Origin of the sequence: Bradyrhizobium sp. 87 (genome assembly GCF_023073015.1) — a bacterium.
Lineage (GTDB): Bacteria > Pseudomonadota > Alphaproteobacteria > Rhizobiales > Xanthobacteraceae > Bradyrhizobium > Bradyrhizobium canariense_D.
On record NZ_JADPIQ010000062.1, the window covers coordinates 25317 to 42024 of the forward strand.

At 65.1% G+C, this 16708-nt stretch carries 14 protein-coding genes; 7 read left to right on the forward strand and 7 right to left on the reverse strand.

The genetic code is table 11. From position 1 onward, the window contains the following. Positions 1-157: 157 nt before the first annotated feature. Complete coding sequence (locus IVB50_RS15585) at positions 158-1420, reverse strand: ROK family protein (RefSeq protein ID WP_204510522.1); 1263 nt, start codon at positions 1418-1420, stop codon at positions 158-160. Between the two features lie 256 nt (positions 1421-1676). Here IVB50_RS15585 and IVB50_RS15590 point away from each other — a divergent pair, with 256 nt between their 5' ends. From IVB50_RS15590 to IVB50_RS15605, 4 genes are all read left to right on the forward strand, one after another. Beyond that, positions 1677-2642, forward strand: a complete 966-nt coding sequence (locus IVB50_RS15590; protein WP_247296306.1) for a sugar-binding protein — start codon at positions 1677-1679, stop codon at positions 2640-2642. Between the two features lie 65 nt (positions 2643-2707). Then, complete coding sequence (locus tag IVB50_RS15595; RefSeq protein WP_247296308.1) at positions 2708-4234, forward strand: sugar ABC transporter ATP-binding protein; 1527 nt, start codon at positions 2708-2710, stop codon at positions 4232-4234. Continuing rightward, positions 4231-5292, forward strand: a complete 1062-nt coding sequence (locus IVB50_RS15600; protein ID WP_204510524.1) for an ABC transporter permease — start codon at positions 4231-4233, stop codon at positions 5290-5292. Before IVB50_RS15595 ends, IVB50_RS15600 begins: the two co-directional genes overlap by 4 nt. A gap of 137 nt (positions 5293-5429) precedes the next feature. Then, positions 5430-6776 carry a carbohydrate porin gene (locus IVB50_RS15605; RefSeq protein ID WP_204510525.1) on the forward strand — a complete coding sequence of 449 codons (1347 nt, stop codon included), beginning with the start codon at positions 5430-5432 and terminating at the stop codon, positions 6774-6776. 109 nt (positions 6777-6885) lie between these two features. Here IVB50_RS15605 and IVB50_RS15610 read toward each other — a convergent pair whose 3' ends face one another. Continuing rightward, complete coding sequence (locus tag IVB50_RS15610) at positions 6886-7773, reverse strand: hypothetical protein (protein ID WP_018458262.1); 888 nt, start codon at positions 7771-7773, stop codon at positions 6886-6888. A 166-nt stretch (positions 7774-7939) separates the two neighbouring features. Here IVB50_RS15610 and IVB50_RS15615 point away from each other — a divergent pair, with 166 nt between their 5' ends. After that, complete coding sequence (locus IVB50_RS15615; protein WP_204510526.1) at positions 7940-9127, forward strand: CoA transferase; 1188 nt, start codon at positions 7940-7942, stop codon at positions 9125-9127. Here the strand turns inward: IVB50_RS15615 and IVB50_RS15620 are convergent. Next, positions 9124-9909, reverse strand: coding sequence for a DUF72 domain-containing protein (locus tag IVB50_RS15620; protein WP_018458264.1), 786 nt, complete (start codon positions 9907-9909; stop codon positions 9124-9126). The two genes, IVB50_RS15615 and IVB50_RS15620, sit on opposite strands and share 4 nt — an antisense overlap. On the opposite strand from IVB50_RS15620, the gene IVB50_RS15625 reads away from it, so the two are divergent. Beyond that, positions 9908-10219 (forward strand): hypothetical protein, encoded by a 312-nt coding sequence (locus IVB50_RS15625; RefSeq protein ID WP_247296310.1) that lies wholly within the window; start codon positions 9908-9910, stop codon positions 10217-10219. The genes IVB50_RS15620 and IVB50_RS15625 overlap by 2 nt on opposite strands. 6 nt (positions 10220-10225) lie before the next feature. Here IVB50_RS15625 and IVB50_RS15630 read toward each other — a convergent pair whose 3' ends face one another. The 4 genes from IVB50_RS15630 to IVB50_RS15645 form a co-directional block, all read right to left on the reverse strand. Further along, positions 10226-11374: an amidohydrolase gene (locus tag IVB50_RS15630; protein WP_204510527.1), complete on the reverse strand. Its 1149-nt coding sequence runs from the start codon at positions 11372-11374 to the stop codon at positions 10226-10228. Positions 11375-11479: 105 nt separating this feature from the next. Then, entirely contained in the window at positions 11480-12568 is a 1089-nt protein-coding gene (locus tag IVB50_RS15635; RefSeq protein WP_018458267.1) for a mandelate racemase/muconate lactonizing enzyme family protein, read from the reverse strand. A 74-nt stretch (positions 12569-12642) separates the two neighbouring features. Further along, on the reverse strand, positions 12643-13836 hold the full coding sequence (locus IVB50_RS15640) for a M20/M25/M40 family metallo-hydrolase (RefSeq protein ID WP_204510528.1): 1194 nt from the start codon (positions 13834-13836) through the stop codon (positions 12643-12645). Between the two features lie 24 nt (positions 13837-13860). Further along, positions 13861-15114 carry an MFS transporter gene (locus IVB50_RS15645; protein WP_231188752.1) on the reverse strand — a complete coding sequence of 418 codons (1254 nt, stop codon included), beginning with the start codon at positions 15112-15114 and terminating at the stop codon, positions 13861-13863. 143 nt (positions 15115-15257) lie between these two features. Here IVB50_RS15645 and xylB point away from each other — a divergent pair, with 143 nt between their 5' ends. After that, a complete protein-coding gene (gene xylB / locus IVB50_RS15650) occupies positions 15258-16703 on the forward strand; it encodes a xylulokinase (RefSeq protein WP_247296313.1) in 1446 nt (481 codons plus the stop codon). Positions 16704-16708 lie beyond the last annotated feature (5 nt).

The window sequence follows — 16708 nt, forward strand, 5'->3', positions numbered from 1 at the left end:
ATTTGGAAACACTAGCCAACCTACTGAAATTACTGGAGCGTGTTTCGACCATTTTTTCCAAATGCGCCTTGAAATCACTATATAATCGAGCAGGTTTTGATTCCGCCATTCGGAGGTTCGATCCCTCCGGCCCCAGCCAGCGCTTAGCTCTCGGCGCTTACTCGGTCGCTTCCATATGGTTTTGGTCCACGACCCGCAGCGTCCGTCGCACCATGCCCTCGACAATGACCGCCGATTCGCTTGGACGCAGATGGATCGCCGTGGACCTGAGCAGCCATGGCAACACCGCCTGCTCAAGCCGCTCCTCATAGGCGTGGCGCATCATGTCGAATGCCATCAGGCCCGGACCCGCCAGGATGACATGGTGCGGCCGCAGCACGGATATCGTTGCTGCGACCGCCTCGGCGAGCGCGCGACCCGCCTGCAGGAATAGGTGCTCGAGACGCGGATCGCCGCCCAGCGCGCGCTCGCGCAACAGGGCCATCTGTCCCTCCGATGGCTGCTGCGAGTCTGCCGGCGGCAGATCGAGAAAGGTGCGGGCGTCGCGGTAGAGCGCGTAATCGGCAAGATAAGCCTCGATGCAGCCGCGCTGGCCGCAGCGGCATTGCGGCCCGTCCGGCGCCAGCTTGACATGGCCGATCTCGCTGCCGGCGCCCCAGCGTGCTTCACCATCGGCAACGACGCCCATCCCGATGCCGTGACCGACCATGATCGTGGCCGAGAGGCCTTGCGCCAATGCCGGTTCGGCGGCCGTGAGGGCGAGCGCGACCGCGACAGCGTCGTTCGCCATGACGACATCGACGCCGAACGCCTGACGTATCGGCGTCGCCAGATCGACTTCGGTGATCGACAGCGCGGGACTCCACAGTGTCGTGCCGGTGTCGACGTTCACGATGCCTTGCAGCGCAATCCCGATTCCCAACAGCCGATGGCGCGGCGTCGCCGTCGCATCGAGCAGCGCATTGATCTGCGCAATCACGAGATCGCGCAGCGCGCCTGCATCGAGCGCGCGCGTCGACAGTGCAAGTCGCGACTGCGCGACGCCGGAGCCCCGGAAATCCGCGATCAGCGTCTCGATCAGGTTCATGCGCACGGAGACCGCGGCGATGCGCCCGAACTCCGGATTCAGGGTCAGCAGCACGGCCGGCCGGCCGCGGCGGCGGCCATTCAGCCCGTCCGCATCTTCTTCCTCGCCGTCCTCGGACCACGGCGTTGCCGCCGTCTCGGTCTCACAGAGCAGCTCTTCTGCGATCAGCCGCGACGTCAGGCCGGAAACGGCCGGGAAGCTCAGCCCTGTACTCCGGGCGAGCGCCACGCGCGGCAGCGGCCCTTGGCGTCGCAAGACATCGACGAGACGGCCGCGGTTGGATTCACGGGCGGTGTTTGACACGCGTCTGGACGGCTCAATTTGGTCAACCATGCTGCCTCTTTAATTCATCAGATAAATTTAATGGAGGGGATGGGGTGCGTGTGTGACCGGAAAAGCACAATCGGATTCGGTTTTCAGCAGCCATATTTACTATTATCGTACCATCTGTACTATTTAGACTTGAAGAAGGGGCAAGTACATCCTGATCCGGCTGGTTTGCCCTGCGGCATTTGTTCGCGACGTAAATAAAAGATAGCGCATAAGCGCTGTGAAACCCCTGAACGGGGGTGACCCAAGGGAGGTGTACATGAACGAATCGCTGAAGAAACTAATGGTGTCGCTGTTTGCGACCGCAGCTGCGCTGGCCGTCGCCACGGGGGCGGCGCAGGCCCAGCAGAAAAAGACCATCGCGCTGGTCACCAATGCCGCGGCCGATTTCTGGACGATCGCCGGCCGCGGGCTCGAAAAGGCTCAGAAGGAGCACCCGGAATACGACATCCAGTTGATCGTCACCAACGAAGCGACGGCGGCGGGCCAGCGGCGCGAGCTGGACGACCTGCTGGTGCGCGGCGTCGCCGGCATCTCCATCTCGGTCGACGATGCGCCGCACGCAACCGAAGAGCTCAACAAGGTTGCGGCCAAGACCGTGTTGATCACGACGGATAGCGACGCGCCGCAGAGCAAGCGTCTCGCCTATATCGGCACCGACAACGTCGCGGCCGGGCGCCAGGCAGGCGAGGAGATCAAGAAGGCGTTGCCGAACGGTGGCAAGATCGCGCTGTTCGTCGGCACGATGGACGCGGACAACGCCCGCGAGCGGGTGCAGGGTATCAAGGACGCGATCGCCGGCACCAAGGTCGAGCTGGTCGACGTGTTCACCGACCAGGTGGACTTCGCCAAGGCCAAGGCGAACATGGAGAACGTGCTGGTCAAATATCCCGACATCGCGCTTTTGTCCGGCCTCTGGAGCTACGAGACTCCGCTGATCTATGACGCAGTCAAGGCGGCTGGCAAGGCCGGCAAGGTGAAGATCGTCGGCTTCGACGAGGATCAGCGCACGCTGCGGGGAATATCCGACGGGACGATCGAGTCCACTGTCGTGCAGCAGCCGTACGAGTTCGGGTATCTCTCCGCCATCAACATCATCAAGACGCTGAACGGCGACAAGTCCTGGATTCCGGCTGATAGCAAGCTGATCGTGCCGACCCAGGTGGTCAGCAAGTCCAACGTTGCGGAGTTTACCGCTCATCTGAAGGAGCTGCTGAAGAAGTGACTTCAGCGTGCTTCACGGCCCGGCCGCCGCGGTGGCCGGGCTTTGGGCGGGAGGGAAGCGGAGAGATGGCAGAGACACTGCTGGAGCTCAGCGGGATCAGCAAGACCTATCCCGGGGTCAGGGCGCTCGACGACGTCAATCTGCGCGTCTATCGCGGCGAAGTGTTGGGTTTGATCGGCGAGAACGGCGCCGGCAAATCGACGCTGATGCGCGTGCTGGGTGGCGTGATCGCGCCGAGCGAAGGCGTGATCCGCATCGGCACCAGCGAGTATGCCCGAACCACGGTGACCGAGGCGACGCGGGCCGGCATCGCCTTCGTGCACCAGGAGCTGAACTTGTTCGAGAATCTCGACGTCGCAGCCAACGTGTTCATCGGGCGCGAGAAGCTGATGGGCGGGCCGCTGAAGCTGGTGGACAATGCCGAGATGCGTGCTCGGGTGACCCCGCTGCTGGAGCGGCTGGGTGCCGATTTCGCGCCGGATACGCTGGTCGAAGACCTCTCCATCGCCGAGCGGCAAATGGTGGAGATCGCCAAGGCGCTCTCGATCGACGCCCGCGTGATCATCATGGACGAGCCGACCTCCAGCCTGACGATCTCGGAGACCGAACGGCTGCTGGAGGTGATTGCCGATCTGAAGGCGCACGGCATTTCGGTGATCTATATCTCTCACCGGCTCGGAGAGATCATGACCTGCGCCGACCGCGTCGTGGTGCTGCGTGACGGTCGCACCGTGGGAGAACTGGCGCTGAACGAGCTAAGCCATGCCGCGATGATCCGGTTGATGATCGGTCGCGACCTCAAAGCGCTGCATACCCCGCCGAAACAGGCGCCGCAGCCGGGCGGCTGCGATATCGTCGGCGTCGTGACGTCGGCCTTTCCCGACCGGCAGGTTGATCTTTCCGTGCGGCATGGCGAGATCCTGGGACTGGCGGGGCTCGTGGGCGCTGGCCGCACTTCTCTTGCCCGCGCCGCCTTCGGCATTGACCCGCTGCTGGGCGGCGAGATCAGGATCGACAACGCACCGGTCGCTGTCGCATCGCCGCGCGACGCGATCAGCCAAGGCATCTATCTGGTGCCGGAGGACCGCAAGAAATCCGGGCTCGTGCTGGAGCTGCCGATCCGCGAGAACATGACGCTGGCGAGCCTATTGGATCACGCGCGGATGTGGCTGGTCAGCGGCGCGGCCGAGCGCAAGGCCGCGAAGCAGCAGGTGAGGCGCCTCTCCATCAAGGCGCCAAGCATCGATATGGAGGCCGTGACGCTCTCCGGCGGCAACCAGCAGAAGGTCGTGCTCGGCAAATGGCTGTCCATGCAGCCGCGCGTGATGTTCTTCGACGAGCCGACCCGCGGCATCGACGTCGGCGCCAAGGGCGAGATCTACGCGTTGATGCGCGAGCTTGCCGACCAGGGCGTCGCGATCGTGATGATCTCCTCGGACATGGAGGAGGTCATCGGCGTCTCCGACCGCGTGGCGGTCATGCATGAAGGCGGCGTCAGCGGCGTGCTCGAGCGGGAGCAGTTCAGCGAATACAACGTGTTGCGACTGGCCATGGGCCAGGCGCGGGAAACCGCGGAAGCGGCCGCGCCATGATCAGGAAGGAGCTCGGTCTGGCATTGCTGCTGGTGGTGATCGCCGCCATCACGGGCGCGATCAATCCCGCCTTCCTGTCGCTGGTGAACCTCTTGAACATGGCCAATCTGATCGGCCTCTTCGGTGTGTTCGCGCTCGGCGAAGGGCTCGTGATCATCACCGGCGGCATCGACCTGTCGCTCGGCTCGATGTTTGCGCTGCTCGGCGTCGTGTTCGTCGATCTTCTGACGACCTACCAGGTGCCGTGGCCCCTGGCGCTGCTGGCAGTGCTGCTGGGCGGGCTGGTGCTCGGCGGCATCCAGGGGTTCCTGATCACCCGCCTGAAGATGCAGCCCTTCATCGTGACGCTGTGTGGGTTGCTGATCTATCGCGGCGCCGCGCGCTATTACACGAGCGATTCGACCCGTGGCTTCGGTTACGGCGACGAGGCGGCGACACTGAGCAACATCGCCTCGGGCAATTTGGCGGGAATCCCGAACACCTTCATCCTCCTGATCATCCTTGCGCTGATCCTTGGCGTGCTGCTGCACCGCTCGGTCTACGGGCGCTGGCTTTATGCCGTCGGCAAGAACGAGGAGGCGGCACGCTTCTCGGGCATCAACACCAATATCGTGATCGCAACCGCCTATATCATCAGCGGCGGACTCGCCGGAGTTTCGACGGTCTTGTTCGTGTTCTACACGAACTCGGTGTCGCCGAGCTCCTTCGGAAATTTCTACGAGCTCTACGCGATTGCGGCCGCCGTGCTGGGCGGGTGCAGCCTGCGCGGCGGCGAGGGGTCCATTCTCGGTATCGTGCTGGGCACGGCGCTGCTGCAGGTGCTGCAGAACCTGGTGAATATCCTGGGCATCCCGAATTCGCTGAACTTCGCGGTGATGGGGACGGTCATTCTGATCGGCGTGTTGGCGGATCAGCAATTGCAGGCGCGACGGCGGCGCAAGCTGGCACTGGCCGGCGTCGCCCGCACTGCGCCGAAATCGACATTGGCGGAGCAAGTCCAGGGCACGTCACCGCGCGCCGCGGATGCATTGCCGGCGAGAACGGTTGATCGGGCATGACAGATCCACGCTCCAGTTGACACAAGGCTGCCTGGTCGGCGGCCGCTGGGGGAGGGAGCGCGTTCCAGGCTCGAGGGTTTTGGGCAGGGGCGTGAGGCGAAACAAGCAAAGCCTGAGACGGCGGGAGGACGAGTAAAATGTTGCGCAGGTTTATGAACACCGCAGGGGTGTGCGGTGTGGGGATTGCTTTCTCATCGCTGTTTTGCGGTGGAGTGTATGCGGCCGACTTTTCGACGAAAGCTGCGCCTGTTCCTTATGCGGCTGACGATTTCTGGACGAGACCGTATCTGTTCGGCGATCTCGGCAGGACCAGGCTGAAGGAGCAGGGCATCGATATCGGCCTGACGCTCGGTAACGAATCGGTCGGCAATGTCTCCGGCGGAAGCAGGAATACCGCGGCCAACGCCGGCCAGTTGTGGTTCGGCGCGAAGCTGGACATGGGAAAACTCGCCGGCATCCCCGGCGGCACCGTCGGTCTCACGCTGGTCGACCGCTTCGGCAAAAATCTGAATACCGAAGCGGACATTCCCGCCCTGCAGCTGACCAACGAAGTGTTCGGCCGCGGCAATATTCTGCGCCTGACGCAGCTCTATTACTCGCAGAAGCTTTTCGATGACCGCCTTGAACTCAAGGGCGGCCGTCTTCCGGTCGGCTCCGACTTCTTCTTCGGCCTGTGCGAGTTCATCAACCTGACCTTCTGCGGCGGTCAGCCCGGCAACATCCAGGGCGGCTACATCTACAATTGGCCGGTGAGCCAGTGGGCCGGTGTCGTCCACTATAAGATCGCGCCGGAATTCACGGTGTCGGTCGGTGTCTACGATGCCAATCCGGGTTACCTGACGACGTCAGACCCGGGCGTCTACTTCTTGCCCGGCATTCCCGCCTCGAACCCCGCCAGTGGCGTGATGGTGCCGGTGGAGTTGGTCTGGACGCCGAAGGGGCCCTTGACCGGGACCTGGAGACTTGGCGGCTGGTACGACAGCGCCTCGTCCATTGATGGCGGTCTTCCGGGTGTTATCGGCACCATCCCGGGCGTCGGTGGTGTGCCCGATCAAAATATCAGCGATCAACGCGGCCGCTTCGGCGTCTACGAGTCGATCCTGCAGCGGTTGACTGTTGACGGCCCGGGTGCGGTAGGCTGGTACACCTTCCTCAATACCACCGTCGCCGATCACCGGACCTCGTACCAGGATTACCAGATCGCCCTCGGCTTCAGGCATACCGGAACGTTCTCCTGGCGTCCCCAGGACGAAGTCGGCTTCGCGGTCGGCACGACGCACGTGAACACGGCTGCCCTCAGTCCGAACGCCGGCGGCAACGAAGTGCCGCTTGAAGTCTGGTACGGATGGCAGGCGACCGGCTGGCTGAACCTCAAGTTCGACGCTCAGTATGTCATCAATCCCGGTGGGCGCGGCTATAACGCGGCGGGCGTGAAGACCGACAACGCCGTGGTTCTTGGCATGCGCACCGAGGTCCACTTCTGACGGGACGCTCACCCGTCTGATGCGAAAGGTGGGGCATGCCCGTCCCACCGGAGCGCACGCAACGTGTGGCGGCTCCACTCAGCGGAGCCGCCCGGGACTTGGTTATCACCTATCCCTCGTATTGATCCGGTCCCATCGCCCAAGACGCCTGATCGTGACCGAACGCGTAATTGCGGTTGTTGATCGCCGGATTGCGATTGACCATCGGCCGCATGAACATCGGGTGGGTGGCGCTGCGCACCTCGTGCTCGACCGTGAACAGCGGCTTGCCGCTGTCGAGATCGACGATGTCGCAGAAGCGGTACTGGTACTGATTGTCCTCGCGCGAGATCAAATCGCGCGCCAGCAGCTTGCGGTAAGGGCCGGAAAAATCGGTGATGTACATCTGCACATGGTGGCCGTCATAGTCGCCTTGCGGCCGATCGGTCTCGCGAAACAACAGATGCTGGTCGCGGCCGGTCTTCACGGCGGCAACCGTACCGTCGCCGTTCCGTAACTCGGATGGCATGCCCATGATCTCGGGGTAGAAGGCGCAGATGCGAGCGGCCGATCCCACCGGCACGTCGAACTCGACATAGGGAACGCCGAGCGCGACACGGCCGAAGCGCGCGGCGTCGGGCTCGTAGCAGCGCAGGCGGTTGCCCCACGGACAAATCGCCTCGACATGGTCGTTATGCTCGGCGAAGGCGAACGCGGTGCCCTCGAGCTTTTTGGCGACCGACGCCAATCGCGCCAGCAGCGCCTCGCGGCCCGCGATGACGAGTCCGACATGACCGCGCAGCACCTGCGGCCGGCCGCTCGGCAAATGAAACTGGCTCCGTCCGGCGTTGATCCACATGTTGGTGTCGGACACCATCAGATACGGATCGCGGGTGAGCCCGAGACCTGCGACATAGAACAGCGTGGCGAGGCGCTGGTCCGGGACCTGGATGTTGACGTGCTCGAAATGGATCGCGTTGCCGAGATCTTCTTTGGATCGATCGAATTGTTGCGGCATGGACGGGGCTCTGATGGGGGAGGGACAGGTCCATACTAGAGCACAATTTCCGCCAGTCGAAATGATTCGCCGATCACATCTCGAGGGTGGGGCATGGCGTCCATTGCCACCTTGCCGCAAATGCCAATCCCTGTAAGCTGACAAAAAGCACAAAGGAAAGAGATCGATGGGAGGGGTTCTGGCGGGCGTCCGCGTTCTTGATTTCGGACGCTATATCGCGGGGCCCTATTGCGCGACCTTGCTGGCCGAATTCGGCGCCGAGGTCATTCGCGTGGAGAAGCGCGACGGCAGCGAGGATCGTTTCGTGGCGCCGGTCGGCGAAACTGGCGAAGGCGCGCTGTTTCTTCAAGTCAACCGCAACAAGAAGTGCCTCACGCTCGATCCGATGAAGCCGGAAGGACAGGAGGTGATGCGCCGCCTGATTGCGACCGCGGACGTGGTCGTCGCCAATTTGCCGCCGCAGACCTTGCGCGCGATGAAGCTCGACTACGATTCGCTCAAGGCGATCAAGCCGGACATCATCCTGACGACGGCCACCGCGTTTGGCGGGCCGGGGCCATGGTCCGACCGTGTCGGCTTCGATGGTGTCGGCCAGGTCATGTCGGGCTCGGTGTACATGACGGGCGCCGGCGATCCACCCTACCGGGCCGCGGTCAACTGGGTCGATTTCGGGACCGCGCTACATTGCGCGTTCGGCACGCTCGCCGCACTGATCGAGCGCGGCAAATCCGGGCGCGGGCAGATCGTCGAGGGCGCGTTGCTCGCAACCGCCTTGTCCTTCACCAACGCGACGCTGATCGAGCAGGCCGTCATCAACGTCAATCGCGTGCCGACAGGCAATCTCGGCCAGACCGCGGCGCCTGCCGACATCTACCGCACCAGGGACGGCTGGGTGCTGTGCCAGGTCACGGGGCATCCGCTGTTCAAGCGCTGGGCGAAACTGATGGGCGAGGAGGAGGTCTGGCTGAACGATCCGCGCTTTGCCGACGACATCAGCCGCGGCAACAATGGCCCTGTCATCAGCGAGCGCATGGCGCGCTGGTGCGCCGAGCGCACCACGCAGGAAGCCGTCGACACCCTGGGCAAGGCCATGATTCCGACCGGCCCCGTGCTGAGCCCGCAGCAGGCGCTGGATCATCCGCACGTCCGCGCCGCCGGATTCATGCAGGACGTCGACTATCCAGGTCTGCCGAAGCCCGCACCGGTGGCACGCGCCGCCGTCCGCCTGTCGGAAACGCCCGGCGAAATCGCGATGCGCCCGCCCACGCTCGGCGAGCATACCGATCTTATCCTGACCGAGCTCGGCTACGACAAGGCCGCGATCGCGGCGCTCCGGCAAGGCGGCATCGTCTAGCGGTGAACAACGGCACCTGCACGGCGGCTTGCCGTCGTGATCGCCGCGCTTTGCCGCACGTTGAGCAATTGCTTCAACGCCTGTGCATCGGCCGGCGCCGCGCTCTTCTGGTCGTTGTCGAAATAGACGTAGACGTCGCAGCCCTGCCGCTTCCAGGATTTGATGCGCCGCGCCCATTGCGCCAGCGTGGGTTTCGTATAGTGCCCGTGATAGCGCCCGCTGGGCCCGTGCCCGCGCACATAGACGAAATCCGCCGTGCGCTTCCATGGCGCGGGCGCGTCGTGATGATCGGACAGGCACAGCGAGATGTTCTCGTCGGCCAGCATCCGCAAGATGCGCGGCTGATACCAGCTCGGATGACGGAATTCGAAACTGTAACGCCGCTTCCGCGACAACAGCTTGAAGAAGCCGGCGAGGCGGTCCGCGTCGGCCTCGAATTGCGGCGGGAGCTGGAACAGGATCGGGCCGGCCTTGCCGCCGAGCCGTGAGATGCGATCCTCCAGCAGTTCGAGGCTGTTCACCGAGCGATCCGACAGGCGCTTCCAGTGCGTGATGAATTTCGAGGCCTTCCAGGCAAAGACGAAATCGCGGCCGGTCTGCTCCCGCCAACCCTCGACGGCCTCCGGCGTCGGGGTGCGGTAGAACACCCCGTTCAGCTCGGTGGTGTCGAACTGTCCGGCGTAGTAGCTCAGCTGCTGCTTCAGCGTCACGCCCTTGGGAAAGAACGGGCCTCGCCAGGAGGCGTAATGCCAGCCGGAAGTTCCGATCAGAACGCGCGCCATGTTCGACGTGTCCATCCATTGCGATTTGCCGGATGGGAACGTCCGTGCGGCCGATACGTTGCTCGTGAGCTTGATCAACGCAGGACCGGAACCGATGTACGCGCTGTTCGAACGCAACAAGCAGATCGGCGATCCCTTTCCGACGGAGAAGGAGGTGTGGGAAGCCGCCTTGATCGAGGGGCTGGTAACCGACGTACCGGTCGCGGACGAGGAGGGCGGCCGCCTTCTGCCCGCCGGCTATCACGTCGCGCAGGTCGAGGAGACGTTCGAGCCGAAGCCCGGCTGGGAGTTGCCGCGCGAGATCTCGTGAGCGGGCCTAGTTCGAGGCCAGCGCCGCCTTGGCGAGTTCCGCCATCCAGCTCGATGCCACCGGTAGGATCGCGTCGTTGAAATCATAGCGCGGGCCGTGCAGCTCGGCGCCATCCCGCAATTCGCCATTGCCGATCCAGACGAAGGCGCCCGGACGCCGCGAGAGATAGTGGGCAAAATCCTCGCCGGCCATGCTGGGCGCGAGGTCGCGCCGCAACTCGGCCCGTACCGTGTCCGCCGCGAGGCGCGCGAGATCCGCTTCTGCCGGCGTGTTGATGACCACGCCGACGCCAATGACGATCTCGGGCGTGACCTTGACGCCGAAGCTCGTGGCAATCCCGGCGCAGATCTGTTCGATCCGCGCCAAAACGGTGTCCTTCACCGCATCGCGATGGTAGCGCAGCGTGCCGCCGATCGAGACGCGTCCGGCGATTTGGTTGCGTGCCGTGCCGCCTTCGAGCGTGCAGAGCGAGAGCACGGCGGTGTCGAGCGGATCGACGCTGCGCGAGACGATCGATTGCAGCGCCACGATCAAATGGCCGGCCGCCATCACCGGATCGCGCGTCAGATGCGGCATGCCGGCGTGACCGGCATGGCCATCGATGGTGATGGTGATGCGCCCGCCGGAGGCCATGACGACGCCGTCATGGACCGCGATGGTGCCGGCGGCGAGCCCCGGCCAGTTGTGAAAGCCGAACACCCGTTGCATCGGAAAGCGGTCGAACAGCCCGGCCGCGACCATCGCGCGCGAGCCGCCATAACCTTCCTCGGCCGGCTGGAAGATGAAATCGACCGTCCCGCTCCAGCTGGTGTCGGCGGCGAGCAGCGCGGCCGCGCCGAGCAGCGAAGCGGTATGCCCGTCATGGCCGCAGGCATGCATCACACCGGGGTTTTGCGAAGCGTAAGCTAGCCCCGTATCTTCGGTGATCGGCAGCGCATCCATGTCGGCCCGCAGGCCGACGCGGCCCTGGGCGTGGCCGCGCGTCAGGGTCGCGACGATGCCGTGACCGCCGATGTTGGCCTCGAAGGAAATGCCGAGCTCGGTGAGCTTGTCCTGCACGAAGGCCGCGGTGGCTTTCTCCTGGAGGGACAGTTCGGGATGCGCATGCAAATGCCGGCGCCACGCGGTCAGTTTCTGGTGCAGCTCGGGGGTCAAGGCGGGAATCTCTCGGCTTGTGTGTCGGCGTCGACACCATAGCCGAATAACCGCAGCTTGCATCAAGCCTCAGCGAATGCCTCGCGTGCAGCAACGCGCTCCCGTCTACGCCGACAGCTTCGCCAGCCCGTCCCAATCGAAGCTGATGCCGTGGCCGATACGGTCCGGCGCGAGCGCAAGCCCGTCCTGCAGCACCAGTGGATGCTCGATAAATTTGTCGAGCCCAAAACCGTGCGCCTCCAGATACGACCGGTTCGGGCAGGCCGCGAGCAGGTGCACGGTGACGTCATGCGCGCCATGGCTGGTGACGGGCAGGTTGAACGCCTCCGACAGCCGCGCGATCTTCATGAAGGCGGAGACGCCGCCGCAATTGGTGACGTCAGGCTCGGGATAGGACACCGCGCCCGCGACGATGTAGTTCTTGAACTCCCAAAGCGAACGCAAATTCTCGCCCGCCGCGATCGGCACGCCGCCGGCCTGCATGATGCGAGTGTGGCCCGCGACGTCGTCGGGAATGATCGGCTCCTCGAGCCAGGTGAGGTCATACGGTTGGAACGCGCGGGCGGCGCGGATCGCTTCCTCGACCGTCCATTTCATGTTGGCATCCACCATCAACGGAAAGCCGTCACCGAGATGCTGTCGCATCGCCGCGACCCGCGCCACATCCGATTTGAGATCGGGGCGGCCGGCCTTCATCTTGATGGCGCGAAAGCCCTTGCTGAGATTGCCGTCAGTCTGCGCGAGCAGTGCCTCGACGGAGAGATCGAGATCGATGCCGCCCGCATAACACGGCACGCGCGCGTCGAACCCGCCGAGCAATCGATACAGCGGCAATTGCGCGCGCCGCGCCTTCAAATCCCACAGCGCGATGTCGAGTGCCGAGAGCGCCAGCACCGCCGGCCCGCCGCGCCCGCCATAATGCAGTGCCCACCAGACCTGGTGCCAGATCGCCTCGGTATCATCGGCCTCGCGGCCTTCGACGAGCGGCGGGATCTCGCGCTTGAGGATGTCGGCGACGGCGCCGCCATTGCGTCCGACCGTGTAAGTGTAGCCGACGCCCTCGGCGCCATCGGCATCCCGGATGCGGCAGGTGATCAGCTCGAACGCCGCCATGTCGCCATGCATCGAGTCCGACAGCGTGACGGGAAGGGGGATCCGGTAGAATCCGGTCTCGATGGTCGAAATGCGCGGCATGCGGCCTCCCTGCGTTTTCTTTGCAGGCTAGGCCGACGCGCACCGCCCGGCAAGCGCGCGCCATGCAAGGCAGCTCACCGCATCGTCGCGAGCTGCACGGCCAGCGCGCAGGCGCGGTCGTATTCGTCGAGATTGATCCACTCGTCGATCGTGTGCACCTCGTTCTGGCCGGCGCCGAAGGTCACGGTCGGAACGCCGTGGCGGACCATCCAGTTGGCATCGAGGCCGCCATTGGCGGTGCGCACGTTCGGGGTGCCGCCGACGGCGGACACGGCCTCCACCGCGCGTCTGACGACGGGAAGGTTGTCCTTCATGCGGAACGGGAAATAGTCGGTCTCGGCCTTGAACTTGACCTTGCCGGACTTGCCTTGCGCGTTGGTGACTTTCTTGGCCGCCTTCTCGAACGCGGCCTTGTAGGCTTTCGTGATCTCCTTGAAGAACTTTCCGTCGTGGCTGCGGCTTTCGCCGCGCACATGCACGTAGTCGGTGACGACGTTGGTGGCGTCGCCCGCGGGCCTTCCCTCGCCGCCGGTGACGGGGCCGACATTGCTGGTGCCTTGCTGCTTGCGCTTGACCACCTTGCCGAACCAGCCGCCGGCCTTCACGTCGGCGAGCGCAAGCGCGAGGATCATGGTCGAGGAGATGCCGCGCTCCGGCGCGACGCCGGCATGCGAGGCGCGGCCGAAGATTTCCACGGTCCAGCGGTCGGCACCCACGGCGCCGATGACGACGTTGGAGGCCGAGCCGCCGTCATAGTTGAAGGCCATCACCGGCGAGCCGAGCTCGTCCAGCTTGACGTGGCGCGCGCCATAGAGCCCGCTCTCCTCGCGCACGCAGAACAGCAGCGTGATCGGCGGATGATCGAGTTGCTGCTTTTCGAGCTCGGCCGCCAGCGTCACCAGCACGCCGCAGCCGCAGCGATTGTCGCCGCCGAGCGCGGTCTTCGCATCATTGACGATCTTGCGACCCGACTTTTTCGGCTTGGCGCCGGCGCATAGCGGCACGGTATCCATGTGGGTCATGAACATGATGCGCGGCTGGTTGTGCAGCGCGCCGCGGCCGGGCAGGTCGACGATGAGGTTGCCGGTCTCGGTCGGCACCGGAATGCGGGTATTGGCGTCGTCGAGCCGGATCGCTTTCGCCGGCACGCCGCTCTCCTTCAGCGCAGCCGTGAGCTCACGCCCGATTGCGGCCTCCTGTCCGGTGACGCCCTCGACGGCGAGAAAGCGCAAGAGGCGGTCGGTGGCGGCTTTGGTGTCGACAGGCATGAGATGTCCCCTTGATGCAGGGCTCTACTCTATCGTCGGTCTTGGCGAGGTATAGACCAAAAAGATCAGCGCGCCGATGCCAAGCATGGCTGCCATGAAAAGCAGCACCGCCGGCAACCCTGCAAAGGCCGCCACCGCACCGGTGATCGATTGCATCAGCGCCGCGCCGAGGAAGAAGGCGAGGTTGATCGCCGCGAGCGCCTTGCCCGCAACTTGGGCGTCGACCAGCTGCCGCGACATGCCGAACAGCAGCGGCTGTGCGGAAGTGGCAAGCCCGATGAGCACGATCAGCACGAGGTCGTATTGCGGCGGCATCACCGCAACACCACACAACACGGAAATGGCATAGCGCGGGGCCCCTAACGCCATCAGCGCCAGCAGCAACGCGCCGACGAGGTGCGTTCCCGCCACCAGCGCGCGGCGGCGTCCCAGCCTGCGGTCGATCATGCCGATGACAAGCGGACCTGCGATCATGGCCAGCGTGAACGCGCCGAGCTGGTTGCCGGCCTCGACCCGCGACAATCCCTTGACCTGCATCAGCCACGGTCCGCCCCACAGGCCGCGCAGCACCAGCGAGGTCGCAAGCGACACCAGCGCCAGCGCGATCAGGCCGCGCAAGGGCCGCGACAGTCCGAGCCTGAGCACCTCGATCATCTGCGACAGCGGCGAGGACTCGTCCTTGTGCTCGGCCGGCTGGCTCGGCACCAGCAGGAACACCGCGAGCGCCACGGCGACGCCGCCGAGCGCCGAGATCCAGAACCCGGCGCGCCAGCCGCAAGTGTCGACCACGAAGGCGAGCGGACTCGACGACAACAGCATGCCGATATTGCCGATCGAGAGGATCGCGCCCGACCACAGCCCAAAGCGCGCGGCCGACAATTGCTTGGCCGCCAACGTCATCGGGCACATCAGCATGCCGGAGGTGGCAATGCCCAGCAGCACCTGCCCGATGGCGAAGCTTTCGGGTCCCGTTGCGAACCCCGACGCGATGGCGCCGACCACGGTTCCCGCGAGCAGGCTCAGCGACACCGGCCGCACGCCAAAGCGGTCCATCGCCGCACCGACCGGGATCTGCGCGGCCGCAAACGCGAACGGGTAGACCGAGGTGAGGCTCGCCAGCGCCTGCGGTTCGATGCCGAAATCCGCCGCCATCAGGTCGAGGCTGACCGCCGGAATGGTGCGCAGCAAGGTCGAGAGCATGTGCCCGCAGGCCAGCGCAAGCAGCGCAAAGATCAGCGCGCGGGTGGCTCCCGCGTCGTGGGTGGCGGCGGTGGTCATGGGCGTTGCGTCCCGGCAAGGTTTCGGGTGGGGTTACATGATTGACGGGTGCATGCCAACATCGGGACCGCCATGGCCGCAATGTCGTGGATGCACAAGGCAACGGACGCGCAAGATCCTAAACGTGCAAGGCTAGTGACATCATGTATCTCGGCATCGACCTCGGCACCTCCGCCGTCAAAATCGTTCTGGTCGACGACGCGCAGCGCGTGGTGGCGAGCCGCAGCCGGTCACTGACGGTCTCCTCGCCGCGTCCCGGCCATTGCGAGCAGGACCCGGCACAGTGGATCGAGGCGACGTTCGCGACGCTGGACGCGCTGAAGGCGGATCACGCGCGCGAGCTGGCCGAGGTCGAGGGCATCGGCCTGTCCGGCCAGATGCACGGCGCGACGCTGCTCGACGCCAGCCACAGGCCGTTGCGGCCCTGCATTCTCTGGAATGACGGACGGTCCTTTGCGGAATGCGCCGAGCTGGAGCGGCGCTGGCCCGCCTTGCGGACCACGACAGGCAACAAGGCGATGCCGGGATTCACCGCGCCAAAATTGCTGTGGGTCGCCAGGCACGAACCGGAGATCTTCGCGGCGACAAAACTCGTGCTGCAACCAAAGGCCTATCTGCGCCTGGTGCTGACCGGCGAGGCGATCGAGGATGTCTCGGACGCCTCGGGTTCGCTGTGGCTCGATGTTAGCAGCCGCGATTGGTCGGATGAAGGACTCGCCGCGACCGCGCTATCGCGCCGGCAGATGCCCCGTCTGGTCGAGGGCTGCGCGCCGGCTGCACGGCTGCGGAGCGAGTTGGCGCAGCGCTGGGGCATGACCGGGCGGCCGATGATCGCGGGCGGGGCCGGCGACAATCCGGCGGGAGCCATCGGCATCGGCGCCATCAATCCCGGGGCAGCCTTCATTTCGCTCGGAACCTCCGGCGCATTGCTGGTGCCGACCGAGACGATCGCGGCCAATCCGGAGCGGGTCGTGCACACGTTCTGTCACGCCGTCCCCGACAGGTGGATTCAAGCCGGCGCGATCCTCTCGGCGGCATCGTGCCTGGCCTGGATCGCGCGGCTGTTGGGGATCCCTGAGACTGAGCTGCTGGCGCCGCTCGGGTTGCGCCCGCGGGCGCCGTCGCCGGTCAGCTTCCTGCCGTACCTCTCCGGCGAACGCACCCCGCACGATGACCCCGACGTGCGCGGCATGCTCGATGGGATCAGTCACGCCACCGATCGTGACGCGATCGTGCAAGCCGTGCTCGAAGGCGTCGCCTTCGCGCTTGCGGATTGCCGGGACGTGCTGGCCGAGACCGGATTGGTGATCGCGGAGGCGGATGTCATCGGCGGCGGCTCACGGTCGCGGTTCTGGCTTTCGGTGCTGGCCAATGTCCTGAACGTGCCGGTGCATTGCTTTGCCGACGGCGAGACGGGCGCGGCGTTCGGTGCGGCGCGGCTTGGCCGCCTCGCCGTCACCGGTGAGGCGATCGACGCCGTCTGCACCGCGCCACAGCGCGTCGAGACCTTCGAGCCCGACGGCGCGCTTGCGCAGGCCTATGCCGAGCGGCTGCCGCAATGGCGCCGCCTGTACCGGCCGCGGCGCTGATCGCG